Origin of the sequence: Janthinobacterium lividum, assembly GCF_034424625.1 — a bacterium.
In the GTDB taxonomy this organism is placed as follows: Bacteria; Pseudomonadota; Gammaproteobacteria; order Burkholderiales; family Burkholderiaceae_D; genus Janthinobacterium; species Janthinobacterium lividum.
Genome location: NZ_CP139976.1, coordinates 4,942,729 through 4,960,595, shown reverse-complemented (window position 1 = coordinate 4,960,595; position 17,867 = coordinate 4,942,729). Strand labels below are relative to the sequence as shown.

Sequence of the window (17,867 nt, the reverse complement as noted above, 5' to 3'; positions counted from 1 at the left end):
GCAGCGATATCGCGGCCAACCGGCTAATGTTGCTGCTTGTCGGTACTGCCTTGTTCCTCTTTCATCTGCGTCAGCAAACGCCAGGCAAAAAAGCCCAGCACGGACACGCCCAGCAGCAGGGCCGCCCATAGCGCGGCCAGGCGCCATGGCGCACTGGTGCCAGCCGGTGCCGGCGCGGCGTCGCTTGCGCCAGCGCGCGCCGTCAACGCACCCAATGTGGCAATCGGCAGCGCCTGCAGTTCGCCGTCGCGATAGCCTGGTGCCACCTGCGACAGCGGCTGCGCCACCGGTTGCGCGTCGGCTTTGCCGAACACCAGATGATATGGTCCCTTGCCGCCGGCCAGGAACACCAGCGTTTCCGGCGTCCAGCCAAGGCGCAACAGCGGCGCGCTGGTCGGCATCGCCGTACTTTGCGACTCGGGCCGCAGCACCCATTGCGTGGTCTGCACCACGGGCATGGCCAGGTCGCCGGAGACGCGTTCCTTGCCAGCCTCGCTGATACGGTAAAAGCTGGTGGTCAGCAGCGGCTCAAAATATTCGCCATTTGCCGGTCGCGTTTGCCGGTGCAGGGACAGGCGGCGCTGCGGCACATAATGACTTTGGCGATACACGCCCAGCGTGACGGGCAGCACCACATTGCGCTCCTTGAATTGCAGCGCAATGCTGTCGGCGGGAATGGCGATCGGCGTGGCATACGCCCAATCGCCAGCAAGTTTGCCTGGCGCACCGCGCAGCACGATGTTCGCGCGTGGCGGCGCCGCCTCGGTTTCGCTGACGGCTTGCGCCGCAATCGATGCAAACACCAGCGGCTGGCCTTCCTGCCAGCTCAGGCGCGCGTAGCGGAAAGCGCGTGGCGCAAAAGCGATGCTGTCGTTGGCCAGCGTTTGCGTGTCACTGTTGCTGAGCCAATTCAAGGTGGTGGTGCCGATGGCGTCCCATTGCTTCAGGTCGTCGCTCACTTCCAGCAGCACTTGCGCACTGTAATTTTGCGTGCGCTCCGGTGGCGTGAAGCGCAAGGCGGCGATGCGCCTGTCTTGCGTCTGCTTGCCCAGGTCGAGGATCAGCGCTTGCAGCGCCGCCGTGGCCGCTGCCGTGCCGGCGCGGGTGCTGACCGACAGCAAGCGGCCATCGTCCGCCGTGCGGATGTCGATGCCTTGCAAGCCGTCGCCAGTTGCCGGCGCGCCCGTCACGGGGAAAATGCGGACGGGAATGGCTGTCCGCTGCGTCGCCGATGGGGCGGGCGGCGCGCCGATGGCATAGGCCAGGCGCTTGCCGTCGGCATCGAACAGCCGCACGTCGGCCAGGCTGGCCGAGCTGGCGTGCAGGTAGACTTCGCTGGGCAATGCCAGCTTGACGATGCCCGCGCCGGCCGGCACGGTCACCGGCATGCTCCAGCCGTAGTCCTGTGGCCTGTCCTGGCCAGGTGCGGCCAGCGCGGCGCCTGCCAGCAGCAGGCTGCAGCAGATCAATGAGTGTTTCATGCTGCTCCTTGTTGCGGTTCGGCTGGCGCTGGCGCGGCAGCCTTGGGGAAGGGCGCCAGGTAGCCGATCAAGACCATCAGCAAGCCGACACCGACAAAGGAGATGATGCGTTCGATGCCGCCCACGTTCGACAGGTCGATCAGGAACAGTTTCAAGACAACCAGTCCCAACAGCACAGCGCCCATGCTCCATTGCTGGCGCCGTTGATGGCGCGCCGCGTGGCGCATCAGCAGCAGGGCCGTGATGCTCCATACCAGCGACAGCATCGCTTGGACGAATTGCGAGGCCAGCATGGCGTCAAAGGTATACGGCACGCCGACATAGTGCGATACCGTGCGCAGCAGCATCAGGTTGAACCACAGATACACGCAGCAGGCGGCCACGGCAGGCAGACGTGCTTGCCACAGGGCAGGCAGGGGCAACTGCTTCGCCGGCAGCAGGCGGTAGCTGGCAATGGCCAGCAGGATGGCAAAGCCCGTGCTCAAGTCCAGCGGATTGAGCAGCGGCAAGTAGGGCAGCGGGGCCATGGCGCCATCGTCGACAATATTCCAGGCGGCAATCAGCAGCAGCGACCAGAGTGCGCCCAGCGGTATCAAGGTGCGCTGGTACCACTCTGCAATCGGCGCCACCGGCCAGGCGCCCGCGCGGCAGCGGCGGATCAGCAAGGCCAGCACCAGCATCATGGCCCAGGCTGGCAAGTAGCGGGCCCAGGCCGGGCTGACGCTGTCTTCATGCTGTGCCAGCCAGGCGTTGACATGCATGGCGCCGACCGGCCACAGCATCAGCCATGGCGCGGCAGTGCGCAGCGTATGCAGCAGGCGCTGCGCCCGCAGGCCGAGTTGCCAGCCCGCTTGCGGCCAGGCCAGCAGCAGGTATTCGCCGGCCGCCAGGGCGCTGGCCAGCGCCAGCCAGCTCAAGCCGGTCGGCAGGTAATCGCGCAGATACAGCGCCAGCAGCATGTTGGCGCTCCACAGGCCCAGACCGAGCCAGGCGGCGACGGTGAACCAGCGCAGCTGCGGCCAATCGAGGCGCCGCGCCAGGAGGGCGAACACGGGCGTCGTGACGGACACGGCGATCAGGTACAGCGCCAGCCAGTGCTCGCCCGCATGCGGCTGCAGCTCCAGGTTACCGTCGATCAGGCGCAGCAGCCAGCTGACGAGCGGCACGAGGATGGCGGCAAACCACAGCAAGCCGCTCCAGACCAGCAGGGGGCGCGCTGCCAGGGCCAGCAGTTCGTCGCCGCCGCGCGCGCGCAGCGCAAGGAAGCGGGCGCTGGCAAAGGCGGCGGCGCCCAGCAGCAGCGCGCTGAGGAAGGAACCGTCGAACAGGCTGGCCGGGTGCTGGTCCCAGGCCCAGCTGGCGCGGCTGAGCATGACCATGCCGGCCAGCACCTGCACGGCCAGCAGCAGCGCGCGCGGTGCATGCCATTGTTCGCGCCGCGCCAGCACCGCCAGCAAGGCGGCCACAGCCAGCGCGCTGACGGTGAGCAGGTTCAATTGCGTGGTGGCATCCGTGCGCAGCAGAATTTCGCTCCAGATGCCGCCCAGCAGCCAGGCTGCGGCGGCCGTCAGGAAGAGCACGGACAGGCTGCTCATGAACTCCGGATGCAAATGGCTGGCGTGGCGGCGGAAATTGTAGGCCATCACCAGCGCGGCGGCGGCCAGCAGCGCGCAGCCGAGCCAGATGTTGGCGTGCAGGGCCGCGGCCGTATCGAGTTCCTGCATGGCGATCAGGAAGGCAATCCAGGCGGCCCCCTGCACCAGCAGGCCGAAGGCCCAGGCCAGTGTCTGGCGCTGGCGCAAGCCGACCCAGACGATGCCCGCGCCTTCCAGCGCCCAGGCGGCGGACGTCCACCGGCCATCGAGGGCGAACGGAATGGCCAGGGTGCCGAAGACGATGCCCAGCGCGAGGAAGGCTTCGGCCAGCAGTTTGAAACCTGCGCGGCGCCACAGTGCCACGGCCAGTCCCGTGTAGCCCAGGCCGGCAATCAGCGCGGAAAAGGCCAGGCCGAAGTGAAAGTGCTGGACCAGGCCGTATTGCAAGCCCATGGCCGCCAGCGGCGTGCCAAAGACGAGGGTGCCATCCACGTAATGCTTGAGGCGCGGCGTCTGGCGCGCGCAATAGGCGATGGCGATGCCGACGTAGAACAGCACGAAGAGGATCAAGAACAGCTGCGTCGACAGGTAGTGCTCGGGCGTGTAGCGCAGCAGGCCCCAGGTGGTGGCGACGACGAAGGTAAAGCCAAAGCTCAGCACATTCAGGACGCGCCAGGCGCGTTTCAGGGCGATGGCGAAGACGCCCGCATTGAGCAGCGCGTAATAGCTGAACAGGCCGATATGGTTGCCGCTGCCCGTCGACACGAGCAGGGGCACGGCAAAACCGCCGACGATGCCGAAGACGGCCAGCCAGACGGCGTTTTGCAGCACGGCCAGCAGACACGTGAACGCCGTCAGCACGAACAGCACGGCAAACGCCAGGCCGGCCGGGATCAGTTCATACAGGCGGAAGGCGCCAAACGTCACCAGCATCAATATCGCCAGCGCCGTGCCCTGCAGCGGCAGGCTGATGCCGGGACGGCTGAGGCGGATGCGCCAGGCCCAGGCCAGCAGGGCGATATCGGCCAGCGCGATGCCGGCCAGGCGCAGTTCGATGGGCAGCGTGACCTGCGCCGACACGTACTTGAGCAGGAAGCTGACGCCGAGGAAGAGGATCAGCAAGCCCAGCTTGGCAACCAGGTTGCCGGTGAATAGCCAGTTCTTTGCCTTGGCAACGAGGCCGTCCGGGTGCGCGATCCAGGAAGGGGTGTTGGGGACGGCAGGAGCGGGCCGGGCTGGAATCGGCGGGGCTGGTTTTGGGGGCACGGGCGCGGCGGGTGCGGGAGCTGCTGCCGGCGCGGCCTGCGCCACTTCGGCCACCTTGAGCGCTGCCGCCTGCGGCACGGGGCTGGGCGTCGGTAGGGGCGCCGGCACGGCCACCGGCGCCACGTTGGCGGGCTCGGCGGGTGCTACGGCAACGACGGACGTAGCCGCAGGCGCTTCGGCCTGGCCTTCCAGCGCCCGCAGGCGCTGCTGGATACTGTCGACTTCCTTGCGCAAACGCGCCGTCAGCAACTCCAGATCCGCTACTTTCCTGCGGTGCTGCAGCACCAGCACGAAGGCGGTGACCAGCAAGGCCAGGATGGTCAATGATGTGAATCCAGACATGTCGGGAGCTTTCCGGGAGGGGCGGGCAAGGGCGCCAGCGGTATGCGCACATTACCTTATTATCAAGAAACAAGCGATTTCTGTTGTGTCAGGGTAAGTGCCAGCCAGCGCATGGAGCGGCAAGGCGAGCATGACGCGGCATGCCGTTTTCCATATTGACGCCAAGCAAGATGTCGACATTCAGATTGTCGTGCGCAAGATAGTGCTGTATTTTAGCAATTCCTTAATTGCCAGTTCCCCATGCCATGAGTCAAAGCAGCCAGTTTTCCTTATTGTCGCAGCGCCGTTTCGGGCCCTTCTTCTGGACCCAGTTCTTTGGCGCCTTCAACGACAATCTGTTCAAGACGGCCTTGATGGTGATCCTCGCCTACGATGCGCTGAGCTGGACCACGCTCGATCCGTCCACCATCACCAACCTGATTCCCGGCCTGTTCATCCTGCCCTACGTCGTGTTTTCAGCCACGGCGGGCCAGCTGGCCGACAAGTTTGAAAAGGCGGGCCTGGCCCGTTTTGTGAAATGGATGGAACTGGCCATCATGGCCGTGGCCGCCGCCGGCTGGATGACGCATACGCTGTGGCTGCTGGTGGCGGCCGTGGTGGGCATGGGCGTGCATTCGACCCTGTTCGGCCCCGTCAAGTATGCGTACCTGCCGCAGCAGCTCAAACCCGAGGAACTGGTTGGCGGCAATGGCTTGATAGAGATGGGCACGTTTGTCGGCATCTTATTGGGCGAAATCCTTGGCGCCGTGCTGATCGTGCACAAGCCGCTGGGCGTGGAACTGGTGGCCGGCGCGACCATCGCCGTGGCTGTGTTCGGCCTGGTCGCCAGCTACCGCGTGCCGCGCACGCCGGCGCCGGAGCCGGACTTGAAGGTGAGTTTGAACTTTGTTGCCGAATCGTTCCGCAACCTGAATTTTTCGCGCAAGAACCGTCCCGTCTTCCTGGCCATGCTGGGCAATTCCTGGTTCTGGTTCTATGGCGCCCTGATCCTGGCGCAGTTCCCCGTGTACTCGAAGGATTTCCTGCATGGCGACCACAGCGTCTTCGTGCTGCTGCTGACCGTGTTTTCCGTCGGCATCGGCACGGGTTCCTTGCTGTGTGAACGCCTGTCCGGCCACAAGATCGAGATCGGCCTGGTGCCGTTCGGCTCCATCGGCCTGTCGCTGTTCGGCATCGACCTGTATTTCGCCAGCAATGCGTATGCGAATACGCAAGTGGTCGACGCGCTGGCTTTTGTGGGCCAGGCGGGCGTGCCGCGCATCTTGATCGACATCGTCATGATCGGCGTCTTCGGCGGCTTCTTCATCGTGCCCCTGTTCGCCCTGATCCAGACGCGCTGCGACCCGAAACACATTTCGCGCACGATCGCCGGCATGAATATCCTCAACGCGCTGTTCATGGTGGCGGCGGCCGGCGTGGCCATCGTGCTGCTGGGACAAGGATTTACGATTCCCCAGCTGTTCCTCGTCACGGCCATCCTGAACGCGCTGGTGGCCGCCTACATCTTTTCGCTGGTGCCGGAATTCCTCATGCGTTTCCTCGCGTGGATACTCATCCAGACCGTGCACCGCGTCAAAGTGGTCGATGGCGAACGCATCCCTACGGAAGGGGCGGCCGTGCTGGTATGCAACCACGTCAGCTATGTGGACGCCATCGTCATCATGGCGGCCAGTCCGCGCCCCATCCGTTTCGTCATGGACCACCGCATCTTCAAGATGCCGCTGATGGGCTGGATCTTCCGCACGGCCAAGGCCATCCCCATCGCGCCGGCCAAGGAAGACCCGTTCCTCATGGAAAAGGCTTTCATCGATATCGCGCAAGCGCTGCATGAAGGCGAGCTGGTGTGCATCTTCCCGGAAGGCAAGCTGACGCGCACGGGCCAGATCAGCGAATTCAAGGGCGGCATCGCCAAGATCGTCGAGCGCAGCAAGGTACCCGTGATTCCGCTGGCGCTGCGCGGCTTGTGGGGGCATCTGCTGAGCCATCGCAATGGCCATTTGTTCGAGCGCGCTTTCAAGGCGGGCTTGCGCTCGCGTTTGTCGCTGGCCGTGGGCATGCCCGTGGCGCCCGAGGCCGCCACGCCGGAATTGCTGCAGCAAAAGGTGCAGGAATTGCGCGGCAAGTGGAAATAAACGCTATTTTGTCCGCGTAGCTGTCCCCGTCCGCCGCGCCAGGTGCTGTTCCAGCAGGGCGGCGATGGCGGCGAAATCCACCGGTTTCGTCAGGTGATGGTCGAAGCCGGCTTGTTCCGTGCGTGAGCGCGCCTCGCCCTGGCCCCAGCCCGTCAGGGCGACCAGCAGCACCTCGCGTCCCTGCGCACGCTGGCGTATCTGGCGTGCCGCCTCATAACCATCCATGTCCGGCATGCCCAGGTCCATCACGATCAGTTGTGGCCACGCCATATCGACGGCCGCCAGCGCCTGCGCGCCGCCATACGCGACCTTGGCGGCATAACCTTCGAGCTGGAACAGGCTTTGCAAGGAATCGGCCGCATCGAGGTTGTCATCCACCACCAGCACTTGCACGGGCGGATCCGCGCCGGTGGGCGCCTCGCCGCTGGCCGCCGCCGGGGTGGCTGTCTGGGCGTCGCCGGCGCTGGCCGGCAAGGTGACGATGAAGCGGCTGCCGCGGCCGGGGCCGTCGCTGTACGCGTCGATGCTGCCGCCATGCATCTCGGCAAATTGGCGCGCCAGGCTCAAGCCGATGCCCAGGCCGCTGGCCATCTGGCCTTCCACCGTGCGTCCCTGTTCGAACATGGAAAAGATGCGCGGGATGGCGTCCGGCTCGATGCCGATGCCATTGTCTTCGATCGTCACCTGCAGTTGCCCCTGCGCCAGGCGCACCGTGATGTGGATGCGGCCGCCCTCCGGCGTGAACTTCACGGCATTCAAAACGATATTGGCAAAGATCTGCACCACCCTGGCATAGTCGGCGTGCAGCGTGATGGCAAGCGTCGGCAACGCCTGCGTGATGCTGATGTGCCGGCTGTCGGCAGCGGGCTGGCACAGTTCGATTACATGGTCGAGTACTTGCTGTAATTCAATATTTTCGCGCTGCAGCAGTACCTTGCCGCTGGTGATGCGCGCCACGTTGAGCAAGTCATCCACCAGCCGCGTCAGATGCGTCACCTGGCGCTCAATCACGCCGCTGACCTTGCTGACCTGCTCCGAGGCCGGATACAGGTGCTTGAGCAGGGCCACCGAAGTCTTGATGGGCGCCAGCGGATTGCGCAGTTCATGTCCGAGGCTGGCAAGGAATTCGTCCTTGCGCCGCTGCGTCTCGCGCACCTGGTACTGGCGCTGGCGCGCGCGCAGCATGGCGTGGGCCGAGGTGATCAGGGTCAATATGTGCACGGGGCGTTCCAGCAAGGTCAGGTTGCCCAGGGTGGCGACGGCTTGCCGCAAGGGCAAGGAATCGAGTCCCGCATGCGTCAGCAGGATGATGGGCAAATCGGACCAGTCCGGCTGCTGGCGGGTGTAGGTGTCGAGCACGGCGTAGACGCCTGCATGCAAGACCTCGTCCACCGTCAGCACGCCGCCGGCGCCCAGCGCCAGCTGCTCGGCCAGCTCGCCGGCGGAGCGGCAGGCGTGGCTGGCGATGGCTACGCTGGCGAGTACCCTGGTGGTCAGGGAGGCGTCCTGGCCGCCAGGCGCGTAGATCAGAATACGCTGCTCCATGGCATTCCTAGGGGAAGGGCGTGCCGCCGACGGTGGGCAAGCCGGACAGGATGCCGTGAAAACCGGCCAGGGCCGGGCCGATGCGGATGCCCTGCGGGCTGATCTCGAAGCGGCGGATGCTGCGCTCGTGCGCGCTGCCGCGCTTCTTGAAGACGGAAATGGCTTGCCGCACCTCGCCTTCCGTTTCGTAGTAGCGCAGCATGATGACGCCGTCGGCCAGGTAGCTGGCGTCGGCCGAGGTCGTCATTGCGGTGCCCAGCATGTTTTGCTGCACGCCGACGAGCAGGGTGGCCACGCCGCGCTGGCCCAGGTAATTGAGCAGTTCATGCAGGTAGGTGCTCTGGAAGCGCTCGTCGGGCACCGCGTGCATGTAGCCGTTCAGGCTATCGATGACGATGACCCGGGCGCCCCGTTCTGCCGCGTCGACCACGGCCTGGGCGAATTCTCCCGGGGTCAGCTCGGCCGGATCGATCTGCTGTGCGCTCAGGAGGCCGGAGTCGAGCGCCGCCTGCAGGCGCATGCCCACGTTGTCGGCCCGGTTCAGCAGCTTGCTGCGCGCTTCCTCGAACAGGAACATGGCGCACGATTCGCCGCGCTTTGTTGCCGCGTGCACGAATTGCGCCGCCAGGGTGGACTTGCCGCTGCCGGCCGGGCCGGAAATGAGCGTGCTCATGCCTTCTTCCAGGCCGCCCCCTATCATGGTGTCGAGTTCGGGCACGCCGCTCGACAGGCGCCGATGGTCGCCATCGCGGCGCGTGTCGGCCGCCACCAGGCGCGGAAAGACGAGCAGGCCGTCATGGGCGATCTTGTAGTCGTGGGTGCCGCTGCGAAACGGCACGCCCCGGTATTTCACCACCCGCACGCGGCGCCGGTCATTGCCATAATCCTGGTTTTGCAGCTCCAGGGAAATGACGCAGTGGGCCACGCTACGCACTTGCAAGCCGTCGTCCACTGCGGAACGGTCATCGATCAGCAGGGTGGTGCAGTGCCGGCTGGCCAGGTATTGTTTCAATGCCACGACCTGGCGCCGGTAGCGCAGGGGGTTTTCCGCCAGTAGTTGCAGTTCGGACAGCGAGTCGAGCACCAGGCGGGCAGGGCGGTGCTTTTCGATGGCGGCGAGGATGCGCTGGTTGGTCGATGCCAGTTCGATTTCCGACGGGTGGAAGATGGTGTACTGGCGCTCGGGGTCGAGGATGTCGTCGTTGGGCGCCACTTCTTCGATGGCGATGCCGGCCAGGTCCCAGCCATGCGACAGGGCCGCGCCGCGCAGTTCGATCTCGGATTCCGCCAGGGCGATATACAGCACGGGCACGCCGCTGCGCGCGCCTTCGGCCAGAAATTGCAGCGCCAGGGTGGTCTTGCCCGTGCCGGGGACGCCTTCGACCAAGTACAGGCGCTCGGCCAGCAAGCCGCCCGAGAGGATGGCATCGAGGCCGTCGACGCCGGTCGACAGCAGTGGCGGCGTGTCCGGGCCGCTGGCGCCATCCTGCCGCCGTGTTTTTCGCGCCTGTGCTGTCATCGTTGCGCCCCCGCTTTGCCACGCTGTGGAGACTATACTAGCGCGTTCGCCGCGGCATGTCTTTTCGATACCATTGGTAAATATTCATGGCGGCCAGCGGCCGCGCGTGGGGCAGTGTTGCGCGCGCGATCAAGGCTTCAGCAAAAAACGCATTACCCTGCTACAGTATTCATTCAATCCAACTTTCCCGCATTGCCGTTTTGCCGCCGTCCGCCAGCTTCCTGTTCCAATTGGCTGACGTGCAGACGCTGTCGCTGTCCTCATTTTATTGCTTCATTGATAATTTAATTCGCTTGATAGTTACTATGTTTCAATTGTAACGATGCTTGACGATTTTAGAATGATCGTTCATTCTTTGATCTGCGTTAATAAATTTAGTCATTTCTAACGACACTAGCCAGCTTCTTTTTCAGAAAGTCCAAGATGCAACCAACTTTTTCCCTGACGTCGCCGCGTACGAGCGGCGCTATTGCCGTTCTGTGCGCCACTGTAATCATGGCCGGCTGCAGTAAAAAATAGGAAGCACCTCACGCGCAGCAAGCGCCACAGGTGGTCGTGTTTACTGTTAATCCGGCCGCGTTGCCGATGAGCGCCGAACTGCCCGGCCGCACGAATGCCTACCAGGTCGCCGATGTGCGCCCGCAAGTCGGTGGTTTGATCCAGAAGCGCCTGTTCGTCGAAGGTAGCGATGTGAAAGCAGGCACGGCCCTGTACCAGATCGATTCGGCCACCTACCAGGCGGCCTACAATTCGGCCAAGGCCGCCTTGTCGAAAGCCAAGGCCAACCTGCTGACGGCTGGTCCGAAAGCGTCGCGCTACAAGGAACTGGTCGCCATCGAAGGCGTGAGCCGCCAGGAATACGATGACGCCGTCGCGGCGTTCGAGCAAGCGAAGGCAGACGTCGAGTCCGCCACAGCGGCGCTGGAATCGGCGAATATCAACCTGAAATACAGCACCGTGACGGCGCCGATCAGCGGCCGCACTAGCCGCTCGACCGTGACGGCCGGCGCGCTGGTCACGGCGGGCCAGGCGGAAGCACTGACCACCGTGCAGCAACTCGATCCGATCTATGTCGACGTGACACAGTCGAGCACGGATTTGCTGCGCCTGAAGCGCCAGATGGCCGACGGTTCGCTGAAAAAAGTGGGCGAAGGCCAGGCCAAGGTCGACCTGATCTTGCCGGATGGCAGCAAGTACAGCGAACCGGGCAAGCTGCAGTTCGCTGGCGTGACGGTCGATCCGACCACCGGCAACGTGGTCTTGCGCGCGCTGTTCCCGAACCCGAAAGGCGAATTGCTGCCAGGTATGTACGTACGTGCCCAGTTGGAAACGGGCGTCGATGAAAAAGCCATCACCGTGCCGCAAGTGGGCGTGACGCGCAACCAGAAGGGCCAGGCAACGGCCCTGATCCTGAACAAGGAAAATAAGGTCGAGCAACGCGTGCTGACCACCAGCGGTACGGTCGGCAACGACTGGCTGGTGACGTCCGGCCTGGCCGCAGGCGATCGCGTGATCGTGGAAGGCTTGCAAAAAGTCAAGCCAGGCGCACCAGCCGTTGCCGTGCCGGCCAAGGCGCCTGCCGCGCCTGCCGCTGCCGCCTCTGCCGCAGCATCGGCTGCCAGCGCCCACTAATTCAGGAGAATATTAATGGCCCGTTTTTTCATTGACCGCCCGATTTTTGCCTGGGTGGTCGCGATCGTCATCATGCTTGCCGGCGTGATTTCGATCCTCAGCCTGCCGATCGCGCAGTACCCGAGTATTGCTCCGCCGTCGATTTCGATCAGCGGCTCCTATCCTGGCGCCTCCGCCAAGACCGTGGAAGACGCCGTCACCCAGGTCATCGAACAAAAGATGAAGGGTATCGACGGCTTGCGCTACATGGCTTCGTCGAGTGACGCCACTGGCGGCATCAGCATTACGCTGACGTTTACCAGCGGCACCAATCCCGACATCGCCCAGGTGCAGGTACAGAACAAGCTGCAGCTGGCCACGCCACTGCTGCCGACGGCTGTCACGCAACAGGGTCTCGTCGTGTCGAAGGCCACCAAGAACTTCCTGATGGTGTTCGGCTTCATTTCCGAAAACGGCAAGATGGACCAGACCGACTTGAGCGACTATGTGGCCGCCAACGTCGTCGACCCACTGAGCCGTGTTGCCGGCGTGGGCGATGTGACGCTGTTCGGTTCGCAGTACGCCATGCGTATCTGGCTCAATCCGGCCAAGCTGCAAAGTTTCAACCTGACCCCGGCGGACGTGATCACGGCCGTGCAGGCGCAGAATGCGGAAGTGTCGGCCGGTGAACTGGGCGGCACGCCGTCCATCAAGGGCCAGCAGCTGAACGCTACCGTGTCGGCGCAAAGCCGTTTGCAAACGGTGGAGCAGTTCGGTGCCATCTTGCTGAAAACCACGACCGACGGCGCCATGGTGCACCTGAAGGATGTGGCCACCATGGAGCTGGGCCGCGAGAACTACAACACCGTGGCCCGCTATAACGGCCATGCGGCAACCGGCGTGGCGATCAAGCTGGCGACGGGCGCCAACGCGCTCGATACGGCCAATGCGGCGAAAGCCATGCTGGGCAACCTGAGCAAGCAATTCCCTGAAGGCATGAGCTACCAGGTGGCGTTCGACACGACCCCGTTCGTGAAACTGTCCATCGAAGAAGTGGTCAAAACCCTGGTCGAAGCGGTCATCCTGGTCTTCCTGGTGATGTATCTGTTCCTGCAGAACTTCCGCGCTACCCTGATCCCGACCATGGCCGTGCCGGTCGTGCTGCTGGGTACCTTCGGCATCCTGAATGCATTCGGTTACTCGATCAATACCCTCACCATGTTCGCCATGGTGCTGGCCATCGGTTTGCTGGTCGATGATGCGATCGTGGTGGTGGAAAACGTCGAGCGCGTGATGAGCGAAGAGGGCTTGTCGCCGCTGGAAGCGACGCGCAAGTCCATGACGCAGATCACGGGCGCGCTGGTCGGTATCGCCATGGTGCTGTCGGCCGTGTTCGTGCCGATGGCCTTCTTTGGCGGTTCGACGGGCGTGATTTACCGCCAGTTCTCGATCACGATCGTCTCGTCGATGGTGCTGTCCGTCGTCGTCGCGCTGGTCTTTACGCCAGCCTTGTGCGCCACCTTGCTGAAACCGGTCGAAAAGGGCCATCACGCGACCAACAAGGGTTTCTTCGGCTGGTTCAACCGAAGCTTCGATAGCAGCAGCAACAAGTACCAGGGCATGGTTGGCGCCATGATTACGCACCGCGCCCGCTCGATGCTGTTGTATGTGCTGTTGCTGGCCGGCCTGGTGTTCATCTTCATGCGCTTGCCAACGTCGTTCCTGCCGGAAGAAGACCAGGGCATCCTGTTTACGCAGATTCAATTGCCGACGGGCGCCACGCAAGAGCGCACCCTGAAAGTGATCGAACAGGTCGAAGACCACTTCATGAACAGCGAGAAAGATAACGTCGCTTCCGTGTTTGCCGTGGCCGGTTTCAGCTTCGGCGGTAACGGCCAGAATACGGGTATCGCCTTCGTGCGCCTGAAAGACTGGTCGCTGCGCAAGGACGTGGCGCAAAAAGCGCCGGCAGTAGCGGGCCGCGCCATGGGCAAGTTGTTGCAGATCAAGGATGCGATGGTGTTTACGTTTGCACCGCCTGCCGTGCTGGAACTGGGTAACGCCACCGGTTTCGACATGCAGCTGCAGGATATCGGCGGTGTCGGCCATGACGCCCTGATGGCGGCGCGTAACCAGTTGCTGGGCATGGCGTCGCAGAATCCGGCCATGGTCGGCGTGCGCCCGAACGGCCAGGAAGATACGCCGCAGTACAAGATCGACATCGACCAGCAGAAAGCCACGGCGCTGGGCTTGCAGATCTCGGAAATCAACCGCGTGCTGAGCGTCGGCTGGGGTAGTTCGTATGTGAACGACTTCCTCGACCGTGGCCGCGTGAAGAAAGTGTTCATCCAGGGTGACGCCAGTTCGCGCATGCTGCCGGAAGACTTGAACAAGTGGTTCGTGCGCAATACCGCTGGCCAGATGGTGCCGTTCTCGGCCTTCGCTACCGGCAAGTGGATTTACGCGTCGCCACGCCTGGAACGCTACAACGGCTTGCCGTCGGTAGAGATCCTGGGTACGCCGGCGCCGGGCCAAAGCACGGGCGCCGCCATGAACGCGATGGAAGAAATGGTGGCCAAGCTGCCGCCTGGCATCGGCTTCAGCTGGACCGGCGTGTCGCTGGAAGAGCGCGAATCCGGTTCGCAGACGCCGCAGCTGTACGCGCTGTCCCTGCTGATCGTCTTCCTGTGCCTGGCCGCGCTGTATGAAAGCTGGTCGATTCCATTCTCCGTGCTGCTGGTGGTACCGCTGGGCGTGATCGGCGCCGTGCTCGGTACGTGGATGTTCGGCCTGTCGAACGACGTGTACTTCCAGGTGGGCTTGCTCACGGTGGTGGGCCTGTCGGCGAAGAATGCGATTCTGATCGTCGAATTCGCCAAGGAAATGCAGGAATCGGGCATGTCGCTGCTGGACGCGACCTTGCATGCGGTGCGTCTGCGTCTGCGTCCGATTCTGATGACCTCGATTGCCTTCGGCCTGGGCGTGTTGCCACTGGCCATTTCCAGCGGCGCCGGTTCCGGCAGCCAGAACGCCATCGGTATCGGCGTGCTGGGCGGTATGTTGACGGCCACGTTCCTCGGTATCTTCTTCGTGCCGGTGTTCTTCGTGCTGGTGCGCGGCTTCTTCTCGAAGTCGGACGCGCCAACCACGCCGGCGGCGCCTGGTTCGCCAGCCGTCACGCTTTCCAAGGATGCACATTAATATGAAAAAATCGCTACTCTCCATGGCGGCACTGGCCTTGCTGGCCGGTTGCAGCCTGGCCCCTACGTATGAGCGTCCGGCAGCGCCGGCGCCCACAAGCTGGCCGACCGGTCCTTCCTACAAGGCCGACACGGCCGCCGCCGACGCCAAGCCGGTGGCGGACGTCGCCTGGCGCGAGTTCTTTGCCGATGCGCGCCTGCGCCAGGTACTGGAACTGGCGCTGGCCAACAACCGCGACCTGCGCGTCTCGATCCTCAACATCGAGAAGGCGCGCGCCACCTACGGCATCGAACGCGCCGCGCTGATCCCGACCCTGTCGGCGTCCGGCGGCCAGTCGGCCAGCCGCGTGCCGAAGAACGCCAGCGCCAACGGCGAAGCGTCCATCAACCGCCAGTACACGGCGAACCTGGGCGTGTCGGCGTACGAGCTGGACTTCTTCGGCCGCGTGCGCAGCCTGTCCGACAGCGCGCTGGAACAATACCTGGGCACGGAAGAAGCACGCCGTGCACAGCAGATCAGCCTGGTGGCCGAAGTGGCCAGCACCTATCTGAACCTGGTGGCCGACCAGCAGCGCCTGCGCGTGGCGCAAGATACCTTGAAGAGCCAGCAGTCGTCGTATGACCTGGCCGTGCGCCGCTTCAGTGCCGGTGCGACTTCCGGCCTGGACAAGTACGATGCCCAGACCAGCGTCGAATCGGCCCGTTCCGACGTGGCTGTCTACACGAGCCAGGTTGCGCTGGATCAGAATGCGCTGGTCTTGCTGGTGGGCGGCCCCGTGCCGGCCGAGCTGCTGCCGCAAGGCGAGTTCGGCGCCGTCACGGCCCTGGCGGACATTCCGTCCGGCTTGCCGTCGGACGTGCTGCAACGCCGTCCCGACGTGCTGGCGGCCGAGCGCACCTTGCGCGCGGCCAACGCCAACATCGGCGCGGCGCGCGCGGCCTTCTTCCCGCGCATTTCGCTGACGGCCACGGCCGGCTCGCTGAGCGACAACCTGTCGGGTCTGTTCAAGGCGGGCAGCGGCACGTGGAGCTTCATTCCGCAGATCAGCTTGCCGATCTTCGATGGCGGCGTGAACCGCGCCAACCTCGATATCGCCAAGGTGCAGCGTGAAATCTCCGTGGCGCAATACGAAAAGGCGATCCAGGTCGCCTTCCGTGAAGTGTCCGATGCGCTGGCCCAGCGCGGCACCATCGACGAGCGCCTGCAATCGCAGGTCTCGCTGGTCGAAGCGTCGACGAAGAGCTACACCATCCACGACGCGCGCTACAAGCAGGGCGCCGAGTCCTACCTGAACGCCCTGGTGGCCCAGCGCGCGCTGTACACGGCGCAGCAGAGCCTGATCACGGCGCGCCTGGCCAAATCGACCAACCTGGTGACCTTGTACAAGGTGCTGGGCGGCGGTTGGCAGCCTGAGCAGACAGCCGTCGCGGCGGCTGGCGGCGCCCAATAATCACGGGGACGCCGACGCCGGCCTTGCCCGCAAGGGCAGGGCCGGCGCGCTACTGGAAAATCATGAACCAAGTTGAAAAGAAGCATCCGGATCCCGAGCGCGCCAACACGCGGCGCAAGCAGGTGCTCGATGCGGCCGAAAGCTGTTTCAGCCGCCGCGGCGTCCACGGCGCCAGCATGGCCGAGATCTCGAAAGCGGCCGGCATGAGCGCGGGCCACATCTATAACTATTTTGACAGCAAGGATGCGATCATCGCCGCCTTCGTCATGCAGAATACGGAGCGGGTGTCGAACCTGATGCAGGACCTGGCGCAGCGCGAAGACCCGCTGCAGGCCGTGATCGACAATGCGGGCGAGCATGTGCTTGAAGCGCTGGACCCGAAAACGTGGATGATGCCGCTGGAAATTTTTGCGGAAGCATCGCGCAATCCGGTGATCGCGGAAATGCTGCAATGCTCGGACCAGCGTTCGCGGCAGTTGTTTCTCTCCATCATCCGCGATGCGCGCATCAAGCGCGGCTTGCCGGCCGATGAAGAGATGCTGCAAGGCCGCCTGAACGCCCTTGTCGCCATGTACCAGGGCTTGCCCGTGCGCTTCATTCACAATCCGGACGTGAAAGTCGAGCCGTTGATCGCGGGCTTCCGCATCGTCCTGACGGCGCTGCTGCTGAGCGAATAGGGCAGTTGGCTGAGCCGTGTAAAAAAGTTTGCGCAGTTTGATATGAATCATGCGCAAAGCATGGCAAAAACCTAAAAGGCTCTGCTATAATTCCCACCTCGTCGGGGCGTAGCGCAGCCTGGTAGCGTACATGCATGGGGTGCATGGGGTCGGAAGTTCGAATCTTCTCGCCCCGACCATTAGATTCAAGGACTTAGGCCACTCTTCGGAGTGGCCTTTTTCTTTGGTGAGAGTTTTTATCCCTGCATTTACCCCTACGAAAACATGGGCTTGTTTGCAATCATTTGGCATGGGTTGAAACAGGTTTTTCCTACTGACGATTCTTTCCCAGGCCCGAGCATGTTTGTTTGCTGGCCGAATTGACCAGGCCTACTTGACGCCCCTCCATGTCCTCGCGAACGCCGCGACCCTGTCGTAAGCCCCCCATCGAACCCCAACTTTTTTAAGTCCTCGTGGAGCCCCGCCTTTCGGCACATCCTGGTTCATGTCACCGGCGAGTGAGATTTCGTGTATTTTCCAGCTAGACAAAATGTTATTCTCTGGGCAGGCCAAATTCGGAAAATAGAGACATTCTGTTAAGTTGCACTGAAAATTGATCCACTTTCCCCACGAATTTGCAACGGAATCCGACCCACGTCAGTAGCACAATTCCACCTGTCTTATCGGCAGGAGATCGGAGTGATCAACGTGGCTCTACGCGGTATCATTCGACGCTGGCACCTTCGTGACCAGATCCCAATACGAGAAATCGCCAGGCGACTGGATATCTCACGCAATACCGTCCGACGCTATCTGCGCTCGGAAACCACTGAGCCCTCCTATGTGGAGCGGCGATCAGTTAGCGGATTAGACAAATACTCGGTGCAGCTATCCGGGTGGCTCAAGGCCGAGACGACTAAGCCGCGTAAGCAGCGGCGCAATTTGAAGCAGATCCATGAGGACCTGAAAGAGCTGGGCTATGCAGGGTCATACGACCGCGTGGCAGCGTTTGCCAGGCGGTGGAAGGCGGGTCAAACAGAGTGGGTCAATTCTGCGAGCAAACGAACAA

Annotated in this window: 10 protein-coding genes, 1 tRNA gene and 1 pseudogene; 8 read left to right on the top strand and 4 right to left on the bottom strand. The window is 63.4% G+C overall.

The features are described from left to right. Nucleotides 1-23 precede the first annotated feature (23 nt). Together U0004_RS22450 and U0004_RS22445 are read right to left on the bottom strand one after the other, a co-directional pair. Nucleotides 24-1,481, bottom strand: coding sequence for a DUF3999 family protein (locus U0004_RS22450; RefSeq protein WP_070260566.1), 1,458 nt, complete (start codon nucleotides 1,479-1,481; stop codon nucleotides 24-26). Then, nucleotides 1,478-4,684: a DUF2339 domain-containing protein gene (locus U0004_RS22445; RefSeq protein WP_081345925.1), complete on the bottom strand. Its 3,207-nt coding sequence runs from the start codon at nucleotides 4,682-4,684 to the stop codon at nucleotides 1,478-1,480. The genes U0004_RS22450 and U0004_RS22445 overlap by 4 nt, the downstream gene beginning before the upstream one ends. Nucleotides 4,685-4,929: 245 nt before the next feature. Between U0004_RS22445 and U0004_RS22440 the strand changes: the two genes are divergently transcribed. After that, nucleotides 4,930-6,816 (top strand): MFS transporter, encoded by a 1,887-nt coding sequence (locus U0004_RS22440; protein ID WP_070260569.1) that lies wholly within the window; start codon nucleotides 4,930-4,932, stop codon nucleotides 6,814-6,816. Nucleotides 6,817-6,819: 3 nt separating this feature from the next. On the opposite strand, the gene U0004_RS22435 is transcribed toward U0004_RS22440, so the two are convergent. Together U0004_RS22435 and U0004_RS22430 are read right to left on the bottom strand one after the other, a co-directional pair. Further along, a complete protein-coding gene (locus U0004_RS22435) occupies nucleotides 6,820-8,361 on the bottom strand; it encodes a hybrid sensor histidine kinase/response regulator (protein WP_070260572.1) in 1,542 nt (513 codons plus the stop codon). A gap of 7 nt (nucleotides 8,362-8,368) precedes the next feature. Further along, a complete protein-coding gene (locus U0004_RS22430) occupies nucleotides 8,369-9,880 on the bottom strand; it encodes an ATPase domain-containing protein (protein ID WP_081345926.1) in 1,512 nt (503 codons plus the stop codon). Between the two features lie 86 nt (nucleotides 9,881-9,966). Between U0004_RS22430 and U0004_RS22425 the strand changes: the two genes are divergently transcribed. The 7 genes and pseudogenes from U0004_RS22425 to U0004_RS22395 form a co-directional block, all read left to right on the top strand. Further along, on the top strand, nucleotides 9,967-10,200 hold the full coding sequence (locus tag U0004_RS22425; RefSeq protein WP_139144300.1) for a hypothetical protein: 234 nt from the start codon (nucleotides 9,967-9,969) through the stop codon (nucleotides 10,198-10,200). A 235-nt stretch (nucleotides 10,201-10,435) separates the two neighbouring features. Continuing rightward, nucleotides 10,436-11,512, top strand: coding sequence for an efflux RND transporter periplasmic adaptor subunit (locus U0004_RS22420; RefSeq protein WP_275527819.1), 1,077 nt, complete (start codon nucleotides 10,436-10,438; stop codon nucleotides 11,510-11,512). Between the two features lie 15 nt (nucleotides 11,513-11,527). Then, nucleotides 11,528-14,692: an efflux RND transporter permease subunit gene (locus tag U0004_RS22415; RefSeq protein WP_070260574.1), complete on the top strand. Its 3,165-nt coding sequence runs from the start codon at nucleotides 11,528-11,530 to the stop codon at nucleotides 14,690-14,692. A gap of 1 nt (nucleotide 14,693) precedes the next feature. Further along, the gene (gene adeC, locus U0004_RS22410) at nucleotides 14,694-16,142 is read left to right on the top strand and encodes an AdeC/AdeK/OprM family multidrug efflux complex outer membrane factor (protein WP_070260576.1); all 1,449 of its coding nucleotides are present in this window, start codon (nucleotides 14,694-14,696) and stop codon (nucleotides 16,140-16,142) included. A 62-nt stretch (nucleotides 16,143-16,204) separates the two neighbouring features. Further along, the gene (locus tag U0004_RS22405) at nucleotides 16,205-16,819 is read left to right on the top strand and encodes a TetR/AcrR family transcriptional regulator (RefSeq protein ID WP_070260578.1); all 615 of its coding nucleotides are present in this window, start codon (nucleotides 16,205-16,207) and stop codon (nucleotides 16,817-16,819) included. A gap of 102 nt (nucleotides 16,820-16,921) precedes the next feature. Next, nucleotides 16,922-16,998: transfer RNA gene (locus U0004_RS22400), tRNA-Pro, on the top strand. Between the two features lie 499 nt (nucleotides 16,999-17,497). Then, a pseudogene (locus U0004_RS22395) lies at nucleotides 17,498-17,824 on the top strand (helix-turn-helix domain-containing protein); the annotation flags it as partial. Nucleotides 17,825-17,867 lie beyond the last annotated feature (43 nt).